Genomic DNA, 17,786 nt, shown 5'->3' on the forward strand with positions numbered 1-17,786 from the left:
CACTGCCGCCTTCAGGCGACACTCAGCGGCAGGCGGTACGCGCAGATCCGGTTACCCTAGCCGCGACCGGAAGTACTCGATCGTGCGTCGCAGGCCATCTTCGGGCGCGACCGACGGCTCGTATCCGAGCAGTTCCCGAGCGAGCGTCAGATCCGGTCGGCGCATCTCCGGGTCGTCCGAGCTGCGGGTGACATAGGTCACCTTCGAGGTGCTGTCGGAGAGCGACACGATCAACTCGGCGAGTTGCCGCATGGTCAGCTCGTGCTCGGTGCCGCAGTTGACCGGGCCCGTCTCGGTCGAGTCGAGCAGCAGCAGGATGCCGCGCACCAGATCCTCGACGAAGCAGATCGACCGGGTCTGGTTGCCGGTGCCGTGCACGGTGATCGGCTCGCCGCGCAGCGCCTGGGAGATGAAGGTGGGGATGGCGCGGCCGTCGTCCGGGCGCATCCGCGGGCCGTACGTGTTGAAGATCCGGACGATCGCCGCGTCGAGCCCGCGGTAGCGGTGGTACGCCATCGTCGCGGCCTCGGAGAAGCGCTTGGCCTCGTCGTAGACGCTGCGGACCCCGATCGGGTTGACGTTGCCCCAGTAGGTCTCCCGCTGCGGGTGCTCCTTCGGGTCTCCGTACGCCTCGGAGGTGGAGGCCATCAGGAACCGGGCGCCGTCGGCGACCGCGCGCTCCAGCAGGTGCAGGGTGCCGACCGAGCCGACCCGGAGGATCTCCACCGGCAACTGGGCGAAGTCGGTGGGGCTGGCCGGAGAGGCCATGTGCAGGATCGCGTCGAACCGTTCGGCCAACGCCGGGTGGTGGGTCGGCAGACCGTCGGAGATGTCCGCCTCGACGAGCGTGAAGGTCGGCCGATCCAGCAGGTGGGCGACGTTTTCCTTGGAGCCGGTCACGAAGTTGTCCAGCGCCACCACCGTGCAGCCTCGGGCGATCAGGGCGTCCACCAGGTGTGACGGGACGAAGCCAGCTCCGCCGGTGACGAGGACGCGGTGATCGGAACCAAAGCGCTCAGCAACCTTCATGCGGTTCAGCCTACCGACCGCCGAATTCGCCGAAGGGGTCCCCTGTTGACGTGCGACGTCAACAGGGGACCCCTCGACAGGTGCCCCGCGATCAGTGGGCGCCGGCGCCGGTGAGGGCGCGCACCTCCAGCTCCGCGTACTTGTCCTCGTCGTGCTCCTTGGAGATGACAGTGCCGATCCACCCGCAGAGGAAACCGAACGGGATGGAGAGGATGCCCGGGTTGGACAGCGGGAACCACTGCCAGTCGTGGTCGGGGAACATCGAGGTCGCCGCACCGGAGACCACCGGCGAGAAGAACACCAGCAGTACGGCCGAGAGCAGACCACCGTAGATCGACCACACCGCGCCGGAGGTGTTGAACCGCCGCCAGAACAGGCTGTAGAGGATCGCCGGCAGGTTGCCGGAGGCGGCGACCGCGAAGGCCAGCGCCACCAGGAACGCCACGTTGAGGTTCTGCGCGTAGATCGACAGGGCGATCGACACCGCGCCGATCCCCAGGGCGGAGATCCGGGCGACCCGCACCTCCTGCCGCTCCGACGCCTCACCCTTCTTCAGCACGTTCGCGTAGAAGTCGTGCGCCAGGCTGGACGACGAGGCCAGCGTCAACCCGGCGACCACCGCGAGGATGGTGGCGAAGGCGACCGCCGCGATGATCGCCAGCATGGCTGCCCCGCCCAGTTCGCCGCCGAAGAAGTCGATGCCGAGGGCTTCGGCCAACTGCGGTGCGGCGGTGTTGCCGGCCTTGTCCTGTGCCGTGATCGCCTGGCTGCCGACCAGCGCCGCCGCACCGAAGCCGAGGGCCAGGGTGAGCAGGTAGAAGGTGCCGATGATGCCGATGGCCCAGAGCACGCTCTTACGGGCCGCCTTCGCGGTCGGCACGGTGTAGAAGCGGATCAGGATGTGCGGCAGACCGGCGGTGCCGAGCACCAGGGCGATGCCCAGGGACAGCAGGTCGACCTTGTTGTAGAACGTCTGCGTCGAGTTGCCGGCGACCTCGACGCCGTACCGGAGCCCGGGTTCGAGGAACGCGCTGCCCTTGCCGGATGCGGCGGCCGCCTGGCCGAGCAGCTCCGACAGGTTGAAGTTGAACTTCGCCAGCACCAGGATGGTCATCAACAGCGCGCCGCCCATGAGCAGGAACGCCTTGACGATCTGCACGTAGGTGGTGCCCTTCATGCCGCCCACGGTGACGTAGATGATCATCAGGGTGCCGACCATGATGATGGTGGCAACCTTCGCGGTGGCCGCGTCCATGCCGAGGAAGGTCGTCCCCGGCCGGATGCCGAGCAGCAGCGCGACCAGCGCGCCGGCGCCCACCATCTGGGCGAGCAGGTAGAAGATCGACACCGTGATGGTGGAGACCGCCGCCGCGGTACGCACCGGACGCTGACGCATCCGGAAGGCCAGCACGTCCGCCATCGTGTACCGGCCCGAGTTGCGCAGCAGCTCCGCGACCAGCAGCAGGGCCACCAGCCAGGCGACCAGGAAGCCGATCGAGTAGAGGAAGCCGTCGTAGCCGTACAACGCGATGATGCCGGCGATGCCGAGGAACGAGGCGGCCGACATGTAGTCGCCGCCGATCGCCATGCCGTTCTGGAAGCCGGAGAAGGACCGGCCGCCCGCGTAGAAGTCGGTAGCAGTCTTGGTCTGCCGGCTGGCCCAGATGGTGATGCCCAGGGTCACCGCCACGAAGACCAGGAAGAGCGTGATGGTCAGGTTGCGAGCGGTGTGATTGCCCGCCTCGGCCGCGAGGAACGACTCAACCGCGTGAACCGTCTTCACGGGTCACCTCCCCGATCTCGGCGCGGATCCGGTCCGCGATGGGGTCGATCTTCCGGTCCGCGTACCGGGAGTAGAGCCAGGCGATCACGAACGTGGAGACGAACTGGAGCAGGCCGAAGACCAGTGCGACGTTGATGTTGCTGCCGAACAGCTTCGTGCCCATGAAGTCCCGGGCGTACGCGGAGAGAATGACGTAGAGCGCATACCACAGGAAGAACGCGACGGTCATCGGGAAGACGAAGCCGCGCAGCGCACGCCGCAGCCCGGCGAACTCGTCCGACCGTTGTACGGCCAGGTACTTGTCCGACTGGGGAGCGGCCGGAGCGGGTGTGTCCGTGGACATCTGTGGATCACCACCTTCACAGGCGTCAGAGGAGTTTCGCGCACGGTAAAGAGCGCACTCCCCAGCAGGGAAGGCTGAGATCGACGCCGGTCGGCGAGTGCGCCGAGCGGTTGGCTGGCTGCGCCAAGTGACTCAGGTCACTGCGGTGATCGGTCGCCGGTGGTGTGGCGTCCGTTCAGAGCGGCAGCTCGTGGTAGCGGCCCCGGTAGTGCAGCAGCGGGGTGGCCTCCCCGGTCAGGTCGACGGCCTCGATGGTGGCCTCGACCAGCAGGCCCCAGCCGTACTCCCGGGCGGTGTCCAGCCGGCACCCGGCCCAGCCGCCGGCGTCCGCCGGAACCGGCCCGTACGGCGTCTCGTTCCACGCGCCGGTGGCGAAGAGCCCGCCCGGTGCGGGGAAGAGGCCGGCGAACCGGTCGGCGAGCTGCCGGTGTGGCGGGCCGAGTGGCGTGACGGCGAACCGACCCGACTCCTCGGCGGCCGCCCAGAGGTCGGACTCCGGGTCGATCAGCCCGAGCAGCCGGTCGGGTTCCCCCTCGGCCACCAGCGTGGACGAGACGGTCAGCCCGGCCGGACCGGGCGCCGTCCAGAGGGTCACCGGTGCGGCGAGGCGACCACGCAGCCGGCGTACCGGCGACCGTTGCCCGGTCGGCACCGCGAACGGGTCGGTGTGGTGGATCTCGGCACCCGGCTCATGATTCACGTGAAACATTGTGCCGCCCCGGGCCCTCGCCCAACCAAGGAAGCGCTCGTGCAGGTCGGCGGGCCGGCCGTTGAGGCGGGTGAGCTGATCACCCGCCTCCGTCATGAGGGCACCCAGGTAGACCATCAGCCCCACCCGGTCGTCCCGGTACTCGGCCAGCAGCGCCAGCCGCGCCGGCTGGCACGGCCAGAGCGCGCCGCAGCCACGGCACCGCCAGAGTGGCCGCATCGGCAGGTGCGGCCGGCTCACCTCGGCCCTCCGGCCGCCCGGGGCGATGGGGTCGCCGCCCGGCTGCGGCGCGGTCGGCTCGGCGGAGGGCAATGCCCGAATGACCGTGATGCTGGTGAGTCATAGTGATGCCTCACAGACATCACGCTCGCGGTGACACATCGGTCCTCGGTGCGGTGCGCCGTCCGATCGCCTGCCTGACCCGAACCCCGATCCGCTGGCCGGGCCGCGGGCCTCACCAACGCCCGCCGTTCGCCCGCCAGGTCTGCGCCGGGGTCAGCCAACCGGCCCGGCCGGGTCGCGGCACGGCCACCGTCGGCCCGTTCGCCCACGCGGGTGGCCGATCCGGCGGGCCTGCCGACCGCTCCGATCCGGCCGCCGGCCCGGCCACCTTTCTTCTCGGGTACGACCACCGCGCCCCGTTCCTGCCCCGGATGAACCCGAACATGGCTGATCTCCTCCCGTCGACGAGGGCCGCCCCGGCCGGGGGACGACCGGGGCGACCCGAACGCAGGACCCGGTCGCCGGGACATCGCCTCCACCGGCCGGGCCGCGTGCCCTCCACCCTGGACGGCGAGGCGCGGACAGGGGAGGATGCCAGGGCTTACTACGCAGCGCAGTCGCGTACTTACCGGAGAGGTAAGGATGAACGTCGAAATGTGGGTACGGGCGTTGAAGGCCGCCCGCGCCGGTGCCGAGGTGTCCCAGGAGGCGTTGGCGACGCTCACCAGGTGGAGCCCTTCCACCGTCGCCGCCATCGAGACCGGCCGACGCCGACCGACGATGGAATTCGCGGTGGCGGCCGACGAGGCCCTAGCAACCGGCGGCCTCCTCGCCGAACTGTTGCGGGCTGCCGACAGCCAACGCCTGCCGACGTGGTTCGTTCCATGGCGCAACCATGAGGAGCAGGCGATCCGGCTCTGTGAATTCGAGCCGTGCCTGATTCCGGGACTCCTGCAAACGGAGGACTATGCCCGCGCGGTTATTTCCGCTGGTGGCCTGAATCCGAGCAAGACGGTCGACGAGTTGGTGACGGTTCGGATGGATCGGCAGCAACTGTGGCAGCGGGCAGAGTCACCGCAATGCGTGTTCGTCCTGGACGAGACGGCTCTACGCCGCCCGGTCGGCGGACCGGCGGTACTGGACGCTCAGCTCGGCCGGCTGATGGAACTGGCCGTCATGCCGAGCGTGAGACTGCACGTCGTGCCGCTCAATGCCGGAGCCCACGTCGGATTGACCGGCGGATTTCTGCTGGCTGAAATGCCCGACGGGGAACGGGTCACCTACGTCGAGGACGTTGCTCGTGGACACGTCATCGACGACCCGGACGTCGTCCGTCTGATTGGTCGGAAATGGGATAGCCTGCTCGGCGAGGCGCTGTCCACAAGCGCCTCTATGGATCTGATCCGGAAGCTGAAGGTGACCCCATGACCGTTCCTCAACCCCGCTGGCGGACGTCGACCAAATCCGGCGACACGGGCGGTGCCTGCGTTGAGGTGGCGGACAACCTGGCCGGTGTCGTGCTGGTCCGGGACAGCAAGGATCGCTCCGGCCCGGTCCTCACCTTCGCTCCGGCCGCCTGGCGTGAATTCCTCGCCGACGCTGGCCAGGCGGCTGGCCCCCGCGTCGGTTAACGGCGCGGGGTGACAGTGGCCAGCAGTTCCGGCTGGCGTCGGTCCAGCACGTCGCCGGCCAGGTACGCGCCCAGCAGCGCCGCGCCCAGCCCGTACGCGGCACCGACCGGCAGGGCCAGCCAGAGCCATGCGTCACCGAGCAGCGCGGCGGCCACCACCATCGGCACTGCGGCAACCGCCGAGGCGAGCATGGTCAGCAGGGTGAGCAGCCCTTTCGTGAGGCCCGCGCCGCTGTTCATCGCGAACGGGTTGCTGGTCTCCGGGAGTGAGTACGCCCCGAGCACCGAGACCAGGCTGTTCACCGCCAGCCCGGCGCCGTAGGTGGCGACCAGGCTGCCGATCGTGAGCCCGATCCAAGCCGGGTGACCGATCAGCACCGACAGCACCACCCCGACGGCCGCCAGCATCGGCAGCACGTACAGCGAGAAGGCCGTCATCCGGGCCCGCAGCTCGACTCGGCCGGACACCCCGGCCACCACGTTCGCGGCGTACGCGCTGCCGTCGAAGCCGAACTGGTTGGCCAGCGTGACGGCGGCGAGCACGCCCACGAAGAGCATGGAGATGGTGACCAGCACCGGTGAGCTGTCGCTGGTAGCAGTCGAGAAACCTTCCTCGCCCATGGCCGCGAAGTCCCCGCCGGTAACGTTGATCATCACCGGTACGAAGATGCCGACCACCGCGATCGTGATCAGGTTGGCCCGACGGCGCGCGTCCCGCCACCAGTACCGGGCCTCCCGGGCGACCAGGGCACCGAACTGGTCCCGGCGGGCCCAGCCGGCGACCCGAGGAAACAGTTGGGCGACCGCGCCACCGGCAACTCCGCGTCGCACCGGAGCCTTACCGGCGCTCGCCGCACCGACCATCGCCGACTCCAGCGACCGGGACCACCAGGCCAGCAGGGCGCCCAGCGCCACCACCGTGATCAGCAACTTGACCGGTGCCGCCCACACCCGCCCCTGGGCCACGTCGATGCCGGCGGTCCACGGCGCGCCCAACGGCGTCCACCCGATCACGGTCGCCACGCCGGCCAGCCGGTCCCAGTCCGCCTCGCGCAGCGCGGCGAGGCCGAAGAGCTGCAACGGGCCGAGCAGCGCGGCCGTCACCGCCAGCAGCACCGCCGCCAGGTCACGGACCCGTCGGGACCGCAGCATGGTGGCGAACGCGCTGGTCACCGCCCGGCTCGCCGCAACACAGAGCAGCAGCCCGGCGAGCACACCCACGGCGGCTACCAACCCCGCCGACCAGCCACCCAACGACCAGGCGGTCAGCACCAGCCCGGACGACGCGATGAGCACCGCCAGCACCGGCACGCTGACCAGAGCCGCCACGAACAGGCCGGTCACCAGTGTGCGCCGGGGCAGTGGCAACAGCGCGAACCGGGCCGGATCGAGTGTCTCGTCCACGCCGAAGAACACGAGTGGCAGGAGCAGCCAACCGAGCACCAGCAGCCCGCCGCCGGCCGCCGCGACCAGCACCGCGTACCGGCCGTTGTTGGCCAGCCCCGGCGCGGCGAAGAGGAAGAACCCGCTGGCCGCGAACCAGAGCCCGAGCAACGCGCCGCCGACGAACAGGGCGATCCGCCAGCCCTGTCCCCGGAAGTTGTTGCCCATCACCCGCAACTTGAGCCGCACGAAGTGTCGAGCGGAGACCGACCGTAGCGGCACGGCGGGGGTGGCGTCCGCGCTCACTGGGAGAGCCACGACAGCTCCTCGCCGGTCGCGGTGCGCCCGCCGACCACCTCGACGAAGACCTGCTCCAACGAGCGGCCGCCACGGACCTCGTCGATGGTCCCGACCCGCTTGATGACGCCCTGGGCGAGAATCGCCACGTGCGAGCACAGCCGCTCGACGACCTCCATGACGTGACTGGAGAACACCACCGTGCCGCCACCGGCCGCGTAGCGGGTGAGGATGTCCCGGATCAGCGCCGCGGACACCGGGTCGACAGCCTCGAACGGCTCGTCCAACACCAGCACCCGAGGGCCGTGCAGCAGTGCGCAGGCCAGCCCGATCTTCTTCTTCATACCCGCCGAGTAGTCCACCACCAGCGTGCGACCGGCGTCGCCGAGCGCCAGCACGTCCAGCAGCTCGGCGGCCCGCTGATCGACCACCGCCGGGTCCATCCCCCGCAACAACCCGTTGTACGCCAGCAGTTCCGCCCCGGTCAGCCGGTCGAACAACCGGACCCCGTCGGGCATCACGCCGAGCAGCCGCTTGGCGGTGACCGGGTCCTGCCAGACGTCGTGCCCGAGCACCCAGGCCGAGCCGGCGTCCGGTCGCAACAGCCCGACCGCCATCGACAGCGTGGTCGTCTTGCCGGCGCCGTTCGGGCCGAGCAGGCCGTAGAAGGAGCCGGCGGGGACGTCCAGGTCGACGCCGGCCACCGCGATCGTGCCGTCGAACCGCTTGGCCAGGCCACGCAGTGCGAGCGCGGGGTGCTCAACAGTCATGCGCCGACGTTATCCGCCGATCGCCAGTTCCGCCCTCCGGCGGCAGGCGGACCGGCGATCATCCCCGAGGCGGACGAGCCCCTCAAAGCCGCCTCCCACTCACCTCGCGGCACCTCATGCAACCGGACACCGGGCTGGCGGGTGACAGAGGCAGGATCGACACGGGGGAGAGGCAGTGGACAGAGACGACGGCTTCGAGGAGTTCTACCGAGCCAGCAGGCACCGGGTCGTCACAGTGCTGTACGCGCTCGGTGGCGACATCCATGAGGCGCAGGACGCCGCACAGGAGGCGTACGTGCGGGCCTGGCAGCGCTGGCGGAGCATCAGCGAGTACGACGATCCGGAGGCTTGGGTGCACCTCGTGGGACACCGCCTTCTCCAGAACCGTTGGCGGAAGATCCGCAACGGGATCACCGCCCAGCGGCGGAATGGTTCGGTGACCGCGGTCGGGCCACCATCGGAGAACACCGTCGCGGTGGTCGCCGCGTTACGCCAGTTACCGAAGGACCAACGCGAGGCGATCGTCCTGCACCACCTCGCGGATCTCCCGGTCGCGGACATCGCGACGCGGACCGCTGTTCCGGTCGGAACGGTCAAGGCCCGGCTCGCCCGAGGGCGCAAGGCTCTCGCATCTCTGCTCGGCACCACCCTCCCCGAGGAGGTCAGCAATGCCTGATCAGCCCTTCGCGCACCTGTTCCAGGACACCGAGCACCTGAGCTGGTCCCCTACCGAGCAGGTGCGGGAGCGCGGCCGGCGGCGGACCCGGCGGACGAGGATCGCGGCGGGGCTCGCCGCGGTGGTGGCGGTGGCTCTGGTGGCCACCGGGGCGGTGGCGCTGGCCGGCGGCCGGGAGGGGGCGCCGACGCCGGTGCTGCCGGCGACCGGATCACCCACCCCGGCACCCGCCCCGACACCCACGCTGTCGGCCACCCCGACGCCGACGCCCTCGACCCGCGACACCCCCGGCGCACCACCGTCGAGCCCGTCGGCGACCAGCGGTAGCCCGTCGATCGGTTCCACCAGCCCGGCCATCCCGGCGGACGCGCTGCTGCGCGCCGCAGACCTCCCGAGTGGTTTCCGGGCGGCCGGAAGTGACCTGGACGGTGACTGGTCGTTCAATTTCGCTGCCAGCTACGCCTGCGTGGAGACACCGAGGCTGTCGGCGAAGGAGCGCGCCGAGCGGGGTGCGGTGTTCCGGAAGCCCGATGCGTCACCGGTCATCGAGCGAGTGCAGCGGTATTCACTCAACGGCGCGAAGGCCACCATCGCCTGGGCCCGGACGGTGACCGAATGCAAGCGGAGCAAGGAGCTGTCCTCGTTGTCGGTCGTCGACTCGGGATTCGCCGGGGATGGTTCGCTCCTGATCAGATTCGACGCCGAGGGCCTGATCAGTTACACACTGTTCGTCCGACAAGGCGATCTGGTCGCGGAGGTCTGGCTGGGCAGCCTGACCAACAGGACGGAGGCCCGACGGCTGGCACAGCGGGCGGCCGACCGATTGTGCGCCGGGACCGACGCCTGCTGACCCGGCGGGCCGAGACCGCCGACTCGGCAGGGAGCTTGCGCCTACATGCGGAGGGCTTCCGGGGTGTGCAGGCGGAGCATGGTGGCGGCGATGTCGGCCGGTGCTCGCCGGCGGGTCGCCATCGACACGGCGACCATCACGGTGAAGGCCAGCGGCACCGTCCAGGCGGCCGGCTGCGCGATGAGCGTGGCCGGCCAGCCGGACAGCGGTGGGCCGAGCACGGTGACCAGCACCGCGCCGATCGCCGCGCCGCCGCCGGCCACCACGCCGGCGGTGGCGCCCACGTCGGTCAGCCCGCGCCACCAGATGCCGAGCACCAGCAGCGGGCAGAAGCTCGACGCGGCGACCGCGAAGGCCAGCCCGACGACCTGCGAGACGTCCAGCCCGGAGACGTGCAGCGCCAGCACCGCCGGCACACCACCGGCGATGACGGTGGCCAGCCGGAATCCGCGTACCGATCCCCGGCCGAGCACGTCGGTCGAGATCACCCCGGCGACGCTGGTCAGCAGGCCGGACGAGGTGGAGAGGAACGCCGCGAAAGCGCCCGCGGCGACCAGCGCGGCGAGCAGCCGCCCGGCCAGGCCGTCACCCAGGGCGGCTTCGGGTAGCAGCACCACCACCGCGTCGGTCTGGCCGCTGAGCAGCAACTGCGGGGTGTAGATCCGGCCGAGGACCCCGTAGAGAGTGGGGAGCAGGTAGAACGCGCCGACCAACGCCAGCACGACCAGGGTGGTCCGACGGGCCGCCGCGCCGTCCGGGTTGGTGTAGAAGCGCACCAGCACGTGCGGCAGGCCCATGGTGCCCAGGAAAGTGGCCAGGATCAGCGAGTACGTGGCGAACAGGCCCCGGTCGTCGTCACCGGCGGCGCTGGGCAGCAGCCAGTCGTTGGCGTCGGTCGCCACCCCGGAGACGTCCGGCACCGGATCACCGGCAGCGAAGGTCAGCTCGTCGCCGGGGCGTACCTCCCGGATGTCACCGTCGGGCAGGGTGAGGGCCGCGCGGTGCTCGACCACGACGGTGGTCGCGGTCCGGAACGTCGGCCCGTCGGGCGGGGTCACCGCCGGGCGGCCGTCGGCCTGCCACTGCAGGGCCAGGAAGATCACCGGTACGGCGAGAGCGGTCAGCTTGAGCCAGTACTGGAACGCCTGCACGAAGGTGATCGCGCGCATGCCGCCCAGCGCCACGTTCGCGGTGACCACCGCCGCCACCAGCAGGGCTCCGAGAGGGTACGGGGAGCCGGCCACCGTGGCCAGGGTCAGCCCGGCACCCTGGAGTTGCGGCACCAGGTACAGCCAACCGATGAAGATCACGAAGGCGGTGGCCAGGATGCGGAGTCGACGCGAGCCCAGCCGCAACTCGCAGAAGTCGGGCAGGGTGAACGCCCCGGAGCGGCGCAACGGCGCGGCGACGAAGAGCAGCAGGGCCAGGTAGCCGGCGGCGAAACCGACCGGGTACCAGAGCACGTCCACGCCGTACTTGAGGACCAGCCCCGCGATGCCGAGGAAGCTCGCCGCCGACAGGTACTCCCCGCCGATGGCGGCGGCGTTCCAGGTCGGACTGATCGCCCTGGACGCCACCAGGAAGTCGGACGTGGTCCGGGCCAACCGCAGCCCGTAGAAGCCGATCCCGACGGTGACCAGGGTGACCGCGACGATGGCCGGGACCACGAAGTCGTTGCCCACTCAGCGCTCCGGCCGTTGCACCAGGTCGGTGAAGTCCTGCTCGTTGCGCTCGGCCAGCCGCACGTACGCCCAGCCCACGGCGATCAGGAACGGAAAGGAGGCCACTCCGAGCAGCAGCCACGGCAGGTTGACGCCGGCGACAGTGGTCCGGCCGAGTGAGGGCGCGATCGCGAACAGCCAGGGCAGCCCGCCCAACCCGATGGCCACCACCAGGGACAGCCGCAGCGCCAACGCGAGTTGGGCCCGGACCAGGCCACGGACCAGCGCCTCGCCGACCTGGGTCTGCTGGGCCAGCTCGGCGCGGGTCCGCTCGGCGCGGGTGTCCTGCCTGGTGATCTCGGCCAGCACGATCCGGGACCGCCGGGGCGGCGGCACCGCACCGCTCGACCCCACGTCGGGGAGTTGCTTGGCCACCCCGGCAGTCTCGCCCGCCGTACGCGATTGTCAAGCGTTCATGCTCACCAGCGTGGCAACCCGAGGCAGTCGGTCACGCTGGCGCTCACCGGGGTCGTGTCGAGAACCCGCCGGGCGCGTTCCCTGCCGAGGTTCGTCGCCCAGAAGCCGTCCCGGGGCAGCTCGGCGGCGATCTGCCCCAGCGCGCAGGACCGCATCGGCTCGGGCAGCCGGTCCAGGGCCGGTACGGCGTCGGCCGACAGCCCGGACAGGTAGCTGACGTCCAACCGGCCGGTCTCCAGGTAGCGGTCGACGTTCCGCTCGGCGATCAGGCGATCCGGGTTGATCAGGGCCAACCCGAGCAACGCCAGCACGGCGGTGCCGACCACCAGCCGAGGGAGCCATTCGGCCCGCAACCGCGCCACGGCAACCCCGACCAGGACGAAGAGCAGCCCGAGCCACAGCTCGACTGTCGACACGACGAGCCGCAGCCGGGTGGCCCCGTACGCGTCGGCGTAGACCTGCATCCGGTAGAGCGCCGAGGCGACGATCACCAGACTGAGCGCGGTGAGCGTGCCGAGCAGTACGCGGACCAGCAGCCGGTCCCCCCGGGTGGCCTTCGGTGCCCGGCGGGCGGCGATCGCGATCACCAGCAGGGTGAGTGCGGTGACGGCGAGCAGTTGCCAGAACCCACCGCGGGCGTACTCGGCGTAGGTGAGCCCGGACGTCCCCAGCACGTGCCCTGCCCCGCCGAACAACACTGTCAGCTGGACCAGCACGAAAGCGGCGAAGAGGACGTCGAGCAACACCAGCGGGAGAGTCCACTCCAGCCGGTGGGCCGGCCGTGACGACGCCGGTCGCAGACCCTCCAGGTCGGGTGGGCGGGTGACCAGGTATGCGCCGCCGAGCAGACCACCGCCGATCAGGATCAGCCGCAGCAGCCAACCGATCACACCGGCCGGCGCGATGTCCGGCAGCAGACCGCCGACCAGGTTGGCGAAGACCGCGTCGGCGGAGGAGAAGAGCAACCCGAACAGCGTCAGCAGGACGGCGGACACCGCCAGGCTGGTCGCGATGCGTCCGAACCCGATGCCCGACTCCGACGAGCGGTTGGCGCGCACTCCGCGTACCGCCCATGGGAGCGCCCTTGCCGTCGCGGCGGGTGGCAGGGTCACGGCGACCAGCATTCCGATCGGACTTCGGCCGCCGGTGACCGCCAGTGTGCCGGTCCCCACCGCTGCGATCAGGCACAGCGCGAAGAGCCAACCGGCGGCCCGGAACGTGCCGACGGCGATCACCGCGACCGTCGCGGCAGCCCAGGCGGCCTGCGCCACCCGCCCCGGTGCCCCCGTGGCACCGGGACGGGCGGGCTCGGCACCGGTCGCGGCACTGGCTGCGGTGCCGGCTGCGGCACTGGTCGCGGCACTGGCTGCGGTGCCGGGCTCGGTACTGGTCGCGGTGCCGGGCTCGGTACTGGTCGCGGTGCCGGGCTCGGTCGGCTCGGTGTGGGCCGCAACCAGGGAGGGCGTCCGGGACCTGACGGCGGCGGCGGTGCCGAGGGCGGCCGTGCCGGCCAACGCGGCGAGCAGCCAGCCGAGGCCCGGACGAACCGTCGTGAGCACCGAGGCGCCGACGACCGCCGCGGCCGTCGACGCCGCCAGCACCAGTGGACCCGCGTCGCCGGTCGGCCCCGGCCAGCGCCGCGCGATCATCGATGGTGGCCGGGGCAGGAGCGGCGCGGCCGGAGCTGCCTGGGGCCGACCGTGCGGCGGCGGTGCGGCCGGACCGGGCCTGACGGTCGGGGCGACCTGCGCCGGACCGGTCGGCCCGGTGGCCGGGAGAGGGGTGCCGCCAGGGCTGGTCATGCTGCCTCTTCTCGGTATGGCCCGTCGCACGGGATGGTGACCTGGATGCGGCAACCGGGCCGACCATCCCGGTCCGGTCCGGCCGGATCGAGGACACCGATCCGACCGCCGTGCAGTTCGACGACCCACCGGGCGATGGCCAGGCCGAGCCCGGTCCCGCCGCCGGCCGACCGGTCGCCGCGGGTGAACCGCTCGAACACCCGGGAACGCTCCTCCGGCGGAATGCCCTGGCCCTCGTCGCTCACCTCGAAGCGGAGATGGTCGCCGTGTTCCTCGGCGCACACCCGTACCGTGCCGCCGGGTGGGCTGTGTCGGGCCGCGTTGTCGAGGAGGTTCGCGAAGACCTGGTGCAGCCGCCACGGGTCCGCGTGGACCGTCAGCGGAGTCGCCAGGTCCCGGAGCTGGAAACGCACGTCCAGACCGGCCCCGGACGCGCTGGCGGTGGCGTGCTCCACCGCCTCGTCGAGGAAGTCCCACACGTCGATGCGTACTCGCCGCAGCGGCACCACCCCGGCGTCGAGTCGGGACAGGTCGAGCAGGTCGGCGACGAGGTGTCCGAGCCGCTCGGTCTGGGCCAGCGCCGAACGCAGCGCGGCCGGCTCGGGGTCGGCCACCCCGTCCACCATGTTCTCCAGCACGCCCTGCAACGCGGTGATCGGCGTCCGCAGCTCGTGCGAGACGTTCGCGATCAGTTCACGTCGGCGCTGGTCGGCGGCGTGCAGGTCCTCGGCCATCTTGTTGAAGGCCTGAGCCAGCTCACCGACCTCGTCCCGGGAGGTCGCGCGTACCCGTCGGGTGTAGTCGCCCCGGGCCATCGCGCCGGCGGCCGCCGTCATCTCGCGCAGCGGCGACGTCATCCCGTGGGCGAGCACCTGCGAGGTCACCAGCGCGATGCAGATGCTGGTGACCGCCGTGCCGGGCGGGAGCCAACCGATGCCGTACCAGAAGTAGCCGATGGCGACGGCCCAGGACGCGACCAGCAGGACGCCGAGCTTCATCTTGATCGAGCGGACGGGATCCAGTGGACGCGGTAGCACCCGTTCCAACCAGTCGAACGCGCGGCCGATCACGCGGGCATCTCCAGGGCGTACCCGATGCCGTGGACGGTCCGGATCAGGTCGGCCCCGAGCTTTCGGCGTAGCGCCTTGATGTGGCTGTCCACGGTGCGGGTGCCGCTCCCGTCGACCCATCCCCAGACGTCGGCCAGCAACCGTTCCCGGGGGAGCACCGTGCGGGGTCGTCCCGCGAGGTGGACCAGCAGGTCGAACTCGGTAGGGGTGAGGTGCACGTCCGCCCCGGCCCGGCGTACCCGTCGCTCGGCCTGGTTGATCTCGATGTCGCCGAGGCGGATGGCCGGCGGCGCGGGAGTGGCGGCGGCCCGCTCCATCCGACGCAGCAGGACATGCACCCGGGCGGCGAGCTCCCGCATCGAGAACGGCTTGGTGAGGTAGTCGTCCGCGCCGACCGCCAGCCCCACCAGCAGGTCGGTCTCGTCGTCCCGCGCGGTGAGCATCAGCACCGGCACCGGCCGGTCGGCCTGGATCCGGCGGCACACTTCCAGTCCGTCGAAGCCCGGCAGCATCACGTCGAGGACGACGAGATCAGGCTGTCCGGCGTGGAACTGCGCGACCGCGCTGGGCCCGTCCGCCGCGATCTCCACCGTGAAACCCTCGGCCCGCAGTCGGGCCGCGATGGACTCGGCGATGGTCCGTTCGTCCTCGACCACCAGTACCCGGCGCTCTTTCATGGGTCCTGACTGTAGGGAGCGGCCGTGGAGATCAGTGGGTGGCGTTGTGAACAACCTGTGGAGAACGGCTCACGCCTGCGGACAACTCGGGGATCATGCCGACTGGCCGACATCTTCCGACCCGTCGCCGCAGGCGCACGCGGATGCACAGCGGGGCCGGTGGCACGATGCCACCGGCCCCGCCGCACCCAACCGTCAGTCGACCGGTACGACCAGGTCCACGGACATGCTGCCACTGGTCGGGACGGTGTAGAGCGCCAGCTTCCGGCTGCCGTCCGGCTGGGTCACCAGGTATCGCCCGCTGACCTGCTGACCCTCGCCGAGGGATGCCTCGTAGGTGAAGAAGATCCGTTGCGGCCCCTTGAGCCGGGCCTCGAAGCGACCCTCGGTGATCCAGCCGCTGCCCGCGATGTCGCCGGTGTCGGCGCTGCGGGCGACGACGAAACCGCCGGTGAACGGAGTGCCGTCGGGCGTACGGAAGGTGCCGGTCAGCTCGACGCCCTGATCGAGTTGGGTGTTGTGGGTGGCGGTCGCACCGGCGGTCACCGTCACTGGCGTGGCGGTGAACCGGCTGCGCTTGTCGCCGGACCACTCGTTCGCGTACGGGTGCCCGGCGAACACCAACGGCCAGGCGTACGGGCCGAGTCGCTCAATGGTGTAGACGCCGCGCTCGTTGGTGGTGGCGTCCTGGACCCCGAGGCCGGGGTGCCCGGTCAGCACCGAAACGTCGATGTTGGCCAGCGGCTTGCCGGCGCTGTCGGTGACCGTGCCGGTGACCTTTCCAGCCCGGTCCATCTTGACCTGCGGGCCGGTCGCGACCTGCCCGACGGTGGCGACCACGGTGACCGCCTGTCGCTCGTCTCCGGTGCCGCCCTCGGCACCGACCCACTGACGACCGTAGGACCTGCTCTGCGGCGTCGCGAAGAGCTTGTAACTGCCGGCCGCGAGCGGGCCCACCTGGACTCGGCCGTTGCGGTCGCTGCACTCGCCGACGTTGTCGCGCAGGGTGGCCTGCTTGGGCAGGAACGCGTCCAGGCAGACGTCCGACAGCGGTGCGCCGCTCTGCCGGTCGACGATGGTGGTGCTGATGACCGCGCCGGGCCGCAGCTTCACCGTCAGTGTGGTGGTCCTGTCGGCCCTCACCCGTACCCCGTCGAGCTGGCGGGAGAAGTAGTGGCCGTCCGGGGCGTACAGGAAGATGTCGTGCTGGCCCTGCGGCAGATCGCTCACGGTGACGGTGCCGGTGCCGTTGCTGCACGCCGACTGAGCGCAGAAGTTGGCCACCGGAGCGCCGGTGATCGAATCGACGGCGTTGACGGTGATCGAGCCGGTGCCGAGCAGACTGTCCGTGATGGTCGTCTGCTGCCCGCCCCGGACCTGGACCACGTCGGCCGCCTCCGGGGTGAGCTTGCCCCGGTAGTACTGCTGCCGGTCGCCCGTGGAGACGCCCACCTTGTACGGGCCTTGGAGAACCTCGACGCTGAACTCGCCGTTCGGGTCGGTCTGCGTCCACGCCCCGCCGTAGGAGTTCGCGGTGGTGATGGAGACCTCGGCGTCGGCGAGGGGTGCGCCGCTCGCGGTGGTGAACCGGCCGGTGAGGCTGCCGACCGGCAGCACCGTCTCGTTCACCTCGGTGGCCGCGTCCGCCTTGACCTCGAAGACGCTGGCGCCTTCCTCGTCGAGCTTTCCGGGGACGTACTGGGTCTGGTAGGACCCCTCGATCGGGTTGAAGCTCACCCGGTAGCGGCCAGGCAGCGCGTTGATGGTGAACCGGCCGTCCTCGTCGGTGAGTGCCCCGGCCCAGCCATACGTGTCGACCTCGTTGGCGCTGATGCTGACGCTCGGCGCAGGCCGACCGTAGGCGTCGACGAGCCGACCGTTGATGGTGCCGGTGTCGAAGAGTTGCTCATCCACGGTGGTGGTGGCCCCCGCCGCGACCGTCACTGATTCGGCGTCCGACATCTGCGACTTCTGGTGGTAATACTGCTCGGGACGCAACCAGGGGAAGTAGCCCACCCGGTACGAGCCGGCCGGCAGCCCGTCGACGGTGTAGTTGCCGTCAGCGTCGGTGTTGGTGTAGCCGACGCTCTCGTAGTCGTCGGCCGGGTAGATCTGAACCAGGACCTCGGCGGCGGGTGCTCCTGCGCTGGTGGTCAGTCGTCCGCTGACCGCGCCCGTCGCCGCGGCCTGGGCCGGTGTGGCGCCGGGCAGCACGAGCGCTGCGACGACGGCGCCGGCCAGCAGGGCACGGCGGGCTGGGAATAGCTGCATCGATGTCCCAATGTGAGGGCGGTGGGGCGCGATGAGCAGGCTCCGCCCACACCGACCCTGCGCCCCGTACGGAATCGGCATCAGGAGAATAGGTCACCGACGATCCCTTCCAGGAGATCCAGTCGGGTAGATCTGG

Annotated in this window: 17 protein-coding genes; 4 read left to right on the forward strand and 13 right to left on the reverse strand. The window is 70.9% G+C overall.

Going from position 1 to position 17,786, the window contains the following annotated elements; all coding sequences use genetic code 11:
* Positions 1-51 precede the first annotated feature (51 nt).
* The 5 genes from ACZ6NZ_RS04865 to ACZ6NZ_RS04885 form a co-directional block, all read right to left on the reverse strand.
* A complete protein-coding gene (locus ACZ6NZ_RS04865) occupies positions 52-1,029 on the reverse strand; it encodes an NAD-dependent epimerase/dehydratase family protein (protein ID WP_091396807.1) in 978 nt (325 codons plus the stop codon).
* A 91-nt stretch (positions 1,030-1,120) separates the two neighbouring features.
* Positions 1,121-2,812: a solute symporter family protein gene (locus ACZ6NZ_RS04870; RefSeq protein ID WP_465855745.1), complete on the reverse strand. Its 1,692-nt coding sequence runs from the start codon at positions 2,810-2,812 to the stop codon at positions 1,121-1,123.
* Positions 2,790-3,155, reverse strand: a complete 366-nt coding sequence (locus ACZ6NZ_RS04875; RefSeq protein WP_465855747.1) for a DUF485 domain-containing protein — start codon at positions 3,153-3,155, stop codon at positions 2,790-2,792. Before ACZ6NZ_RS04875 ends, ACZ6NZ_RS04870 begins: the two co-directional genes overlap by 23 nt.
* Positions 3,156-3,330: 175 nt before the next feature.
* On the reverse strand, positions 3,331-4,083 hold the full coding sequence (locus tag ACZ6NZ_RS04880) for a flavin reductase family protein (RefSeq protein WP_465855951.1): 753 nt from the start codon (positions 4,081-4,083) through the stop codon (positions 3,331-3,333).
* 235 nt (positions 4,084-4,318) lie between these two features.
* Complete coding sequence (locus tag ACZ6NZ_RS04885) at positions 4,319-4,531, reverse strand: hypothetical protein (protein ID WP_465855749.1); 213 nt, start codon at positions 4,529-4,531, stop codon at positions 4,319-4,321.
* Between the two features lie 197 nt (positions 4,532-4,728).
* Here ACZ6NZ_RS04885 and ACZ6NZ_RS04890 point away from each other — a divergent pair, with 197 nt between their 5' ends.
* Together ACZ6NZ_RS04890 and ACZ6NZ_RS04895 are read left to right on the forward strand one after the other, a co-directional pair.
* Positions 4,729-5,514 carry a helix-turn-helix domain-containing protein gene (locus ACZ6NZ_RS04890; RefSeq protein WP_366610145.1) on the forward strand — a complete coding sequence of 262 codons (786 nt, stop codon included), beginning with the start codon at positions 4,729-4,731 and terminating at the stop codon, positions 5,512-5,514.
* The gene (locus ACZ6NZ_RS04895; protein ID WP_366610146.1) at positions 5,511-5,717 is read left to right on the forward strand and encodes a DUF397 domain-containing protein; all 207 of its coding nucleotides are present in this window, start codon (positions 5,511-5,513) and stop codon (positions 5,715-5,717) included. Before ACZ6NZ_RS04890 ends, ACZ6NZ_RS04895 begins: the two co-directional genes overlap by 4 nt.
* Here ACZ6NZ_RS04895 and ACZ6NZ_RS04900 read toward each other — a convergent pair.
* Positions 5,714-7,417: an ABC transporter permease gene (locus ACZ6NZ_RS04900; protein ID WP_465855751.1), complete on the reverse strand. Its 1,704-nt coding sequence runs from the start codon at positions 7,415-7,417 to the stop codon at positions 5,714-5,716. The two genes, ACZ6NZ_RS04895 and ACZ6NZ_RS04900, sit on opposite strands and share 4 nt — an antisense overlap.
* Complete coding sequence (locus ACZ6NZ_RS04905; protein WP_203119014.1) at positions 7,402-8,166, reverse strand: ABC transporter ATP-binding protein; 765 nt, start codon at positions 8,164-8,166, stop codon at positions 7,402-7,404. The genes ACZ6NZ_RS04900 and ACZ6NZ_RS04905 overlap by 16 nt, the downstream gene beginning before the upstream one ends.
* 175 nt (positions 8,167-8,341) lie before the next feature.
* On the opposite strand from ACZ6NZ_RS04905, the gene ACZ6NZ_RS04910 reads away from it, so the two are divergent.
* Positions 8,342-8,842, forward strand: a complete 501-nt coding sequence (locus tag ACZ6NZ_RS04910) for a SigE family RNA polymerase sigma factor (protein WP_355004467.1) — start codon at positions 8,342-8,344, stop codon at positions 8,840-8,842.
* Positions 8,835-9,692 carry a hypothetical protein gene (locus tag ACZ6NZ_RS04915; protein WP_465855754.1) on the forward strand — a complete coding sequence of 286 codons (858 nt, stop codon included), beginning with the start codon at positions 8,835-8,837 and terminating at the stop codon, positions 9,690-9,692. The genes ACZ6NZ_RS04910 and ACZ6NZ_RS04915 overlap by 8 nt, the downstream gene beginning before the upstream one ends.
* A gap of 41 nt (positions 9,693-9,733) precedes the next feature.
* Here the strand turns inward: ACZ6NZ_RS04915 and ACZ6NZ_RS04920 are convergent, their stop codons facing one another.
* The 6 genes from ACZ6NZ_RS04920 to ACZ6NZ_RS04945 all read right to left on the reverse strand — a co-directional run bounded on the left by ACZ6NZ_RS04920 (position 9,734) and on the right by ACZ6NZ_RS04945 (position 17,650).
* A complete protein-coding gene (locus ACZ6NZ_RS04920; protein WP_366610152.1) occupies positions 9,734-11,374 on the reverse strand; it encodes a sodium/solute symporter in 1,641 nt (546 codons plus the stop codon).
* On the reverse strand, positions 11,375-11,788 hold the full coding sequence (locus tag ACZ6NZ_RS04925) for a DUF485 domain-containing protein (protein ID WP_328651696.1): 414 nt from the start codon (positions 11,786-11,788) through the stop codon (positions 11,375-11,377). It abuts the gene before it with no gap.
* Positions 11,789-11,832: 44 nt separating this feature from the next.
* Positions 11,833-13,632, reverse strand: a complete 1,800-nt coding sequence (locus ACZ6NZ_RS04930; protein WP_465855757.1) for a DUF4153 domain-containing protein — start codon at positions 13,630-13,632, stop codon at positions 11,833-11,835.
* Complete coding sequence (locus ACZ6NZ_RS04935; RefSeq protein WP_465855759.1) at positions 13,629-14,702, reverse strand: sensor histidine kinase; 1,074 nt, start codon at positions 14,700-14,702, stop codon at positions 13,629-13,631. Before ACZ6NZ_RS04935 ends, ACZ6NZ_RS04930 begins: the two co-directional genes overlap by 4 nt.
* Entirely contained in the window at positions 14,699-15,379 is a 681-nt protein-coding gene (locus ACZ6NZ_RS04940) for a response regulator transcription factor (protein ID WP_366610155.1), read from the reverse strand. The genes ACZ6NZ_RS04935 and ACZ6NZ_RS04940 overlap by 4 nt, the downstream gene beginning before the upstream one ends.
* Positions 15,380-15,574: 195 nt before the next feature.
* Positions 15,575-17,650 carry a carboxypeptidase regulatory-like domain-containing protein gene (locus ACZ6NZ_RS04945; RefSeq protein WP_465855761.1) on the reverse strand — a complete coding sequence of 692 codons (2,076 nt, stop codon included), beginning with the start codon at positions 17,648-17,650 and terminating at the stop codon, positions 15,575-15,577.
* Between the last annotated feature and the right edge of the window lie 136 nt (positions 17,651-17,786).

The sequence above is a fragment of the Micromonospora sp. NPDC047756 genome (assembly GCF_055587245.1).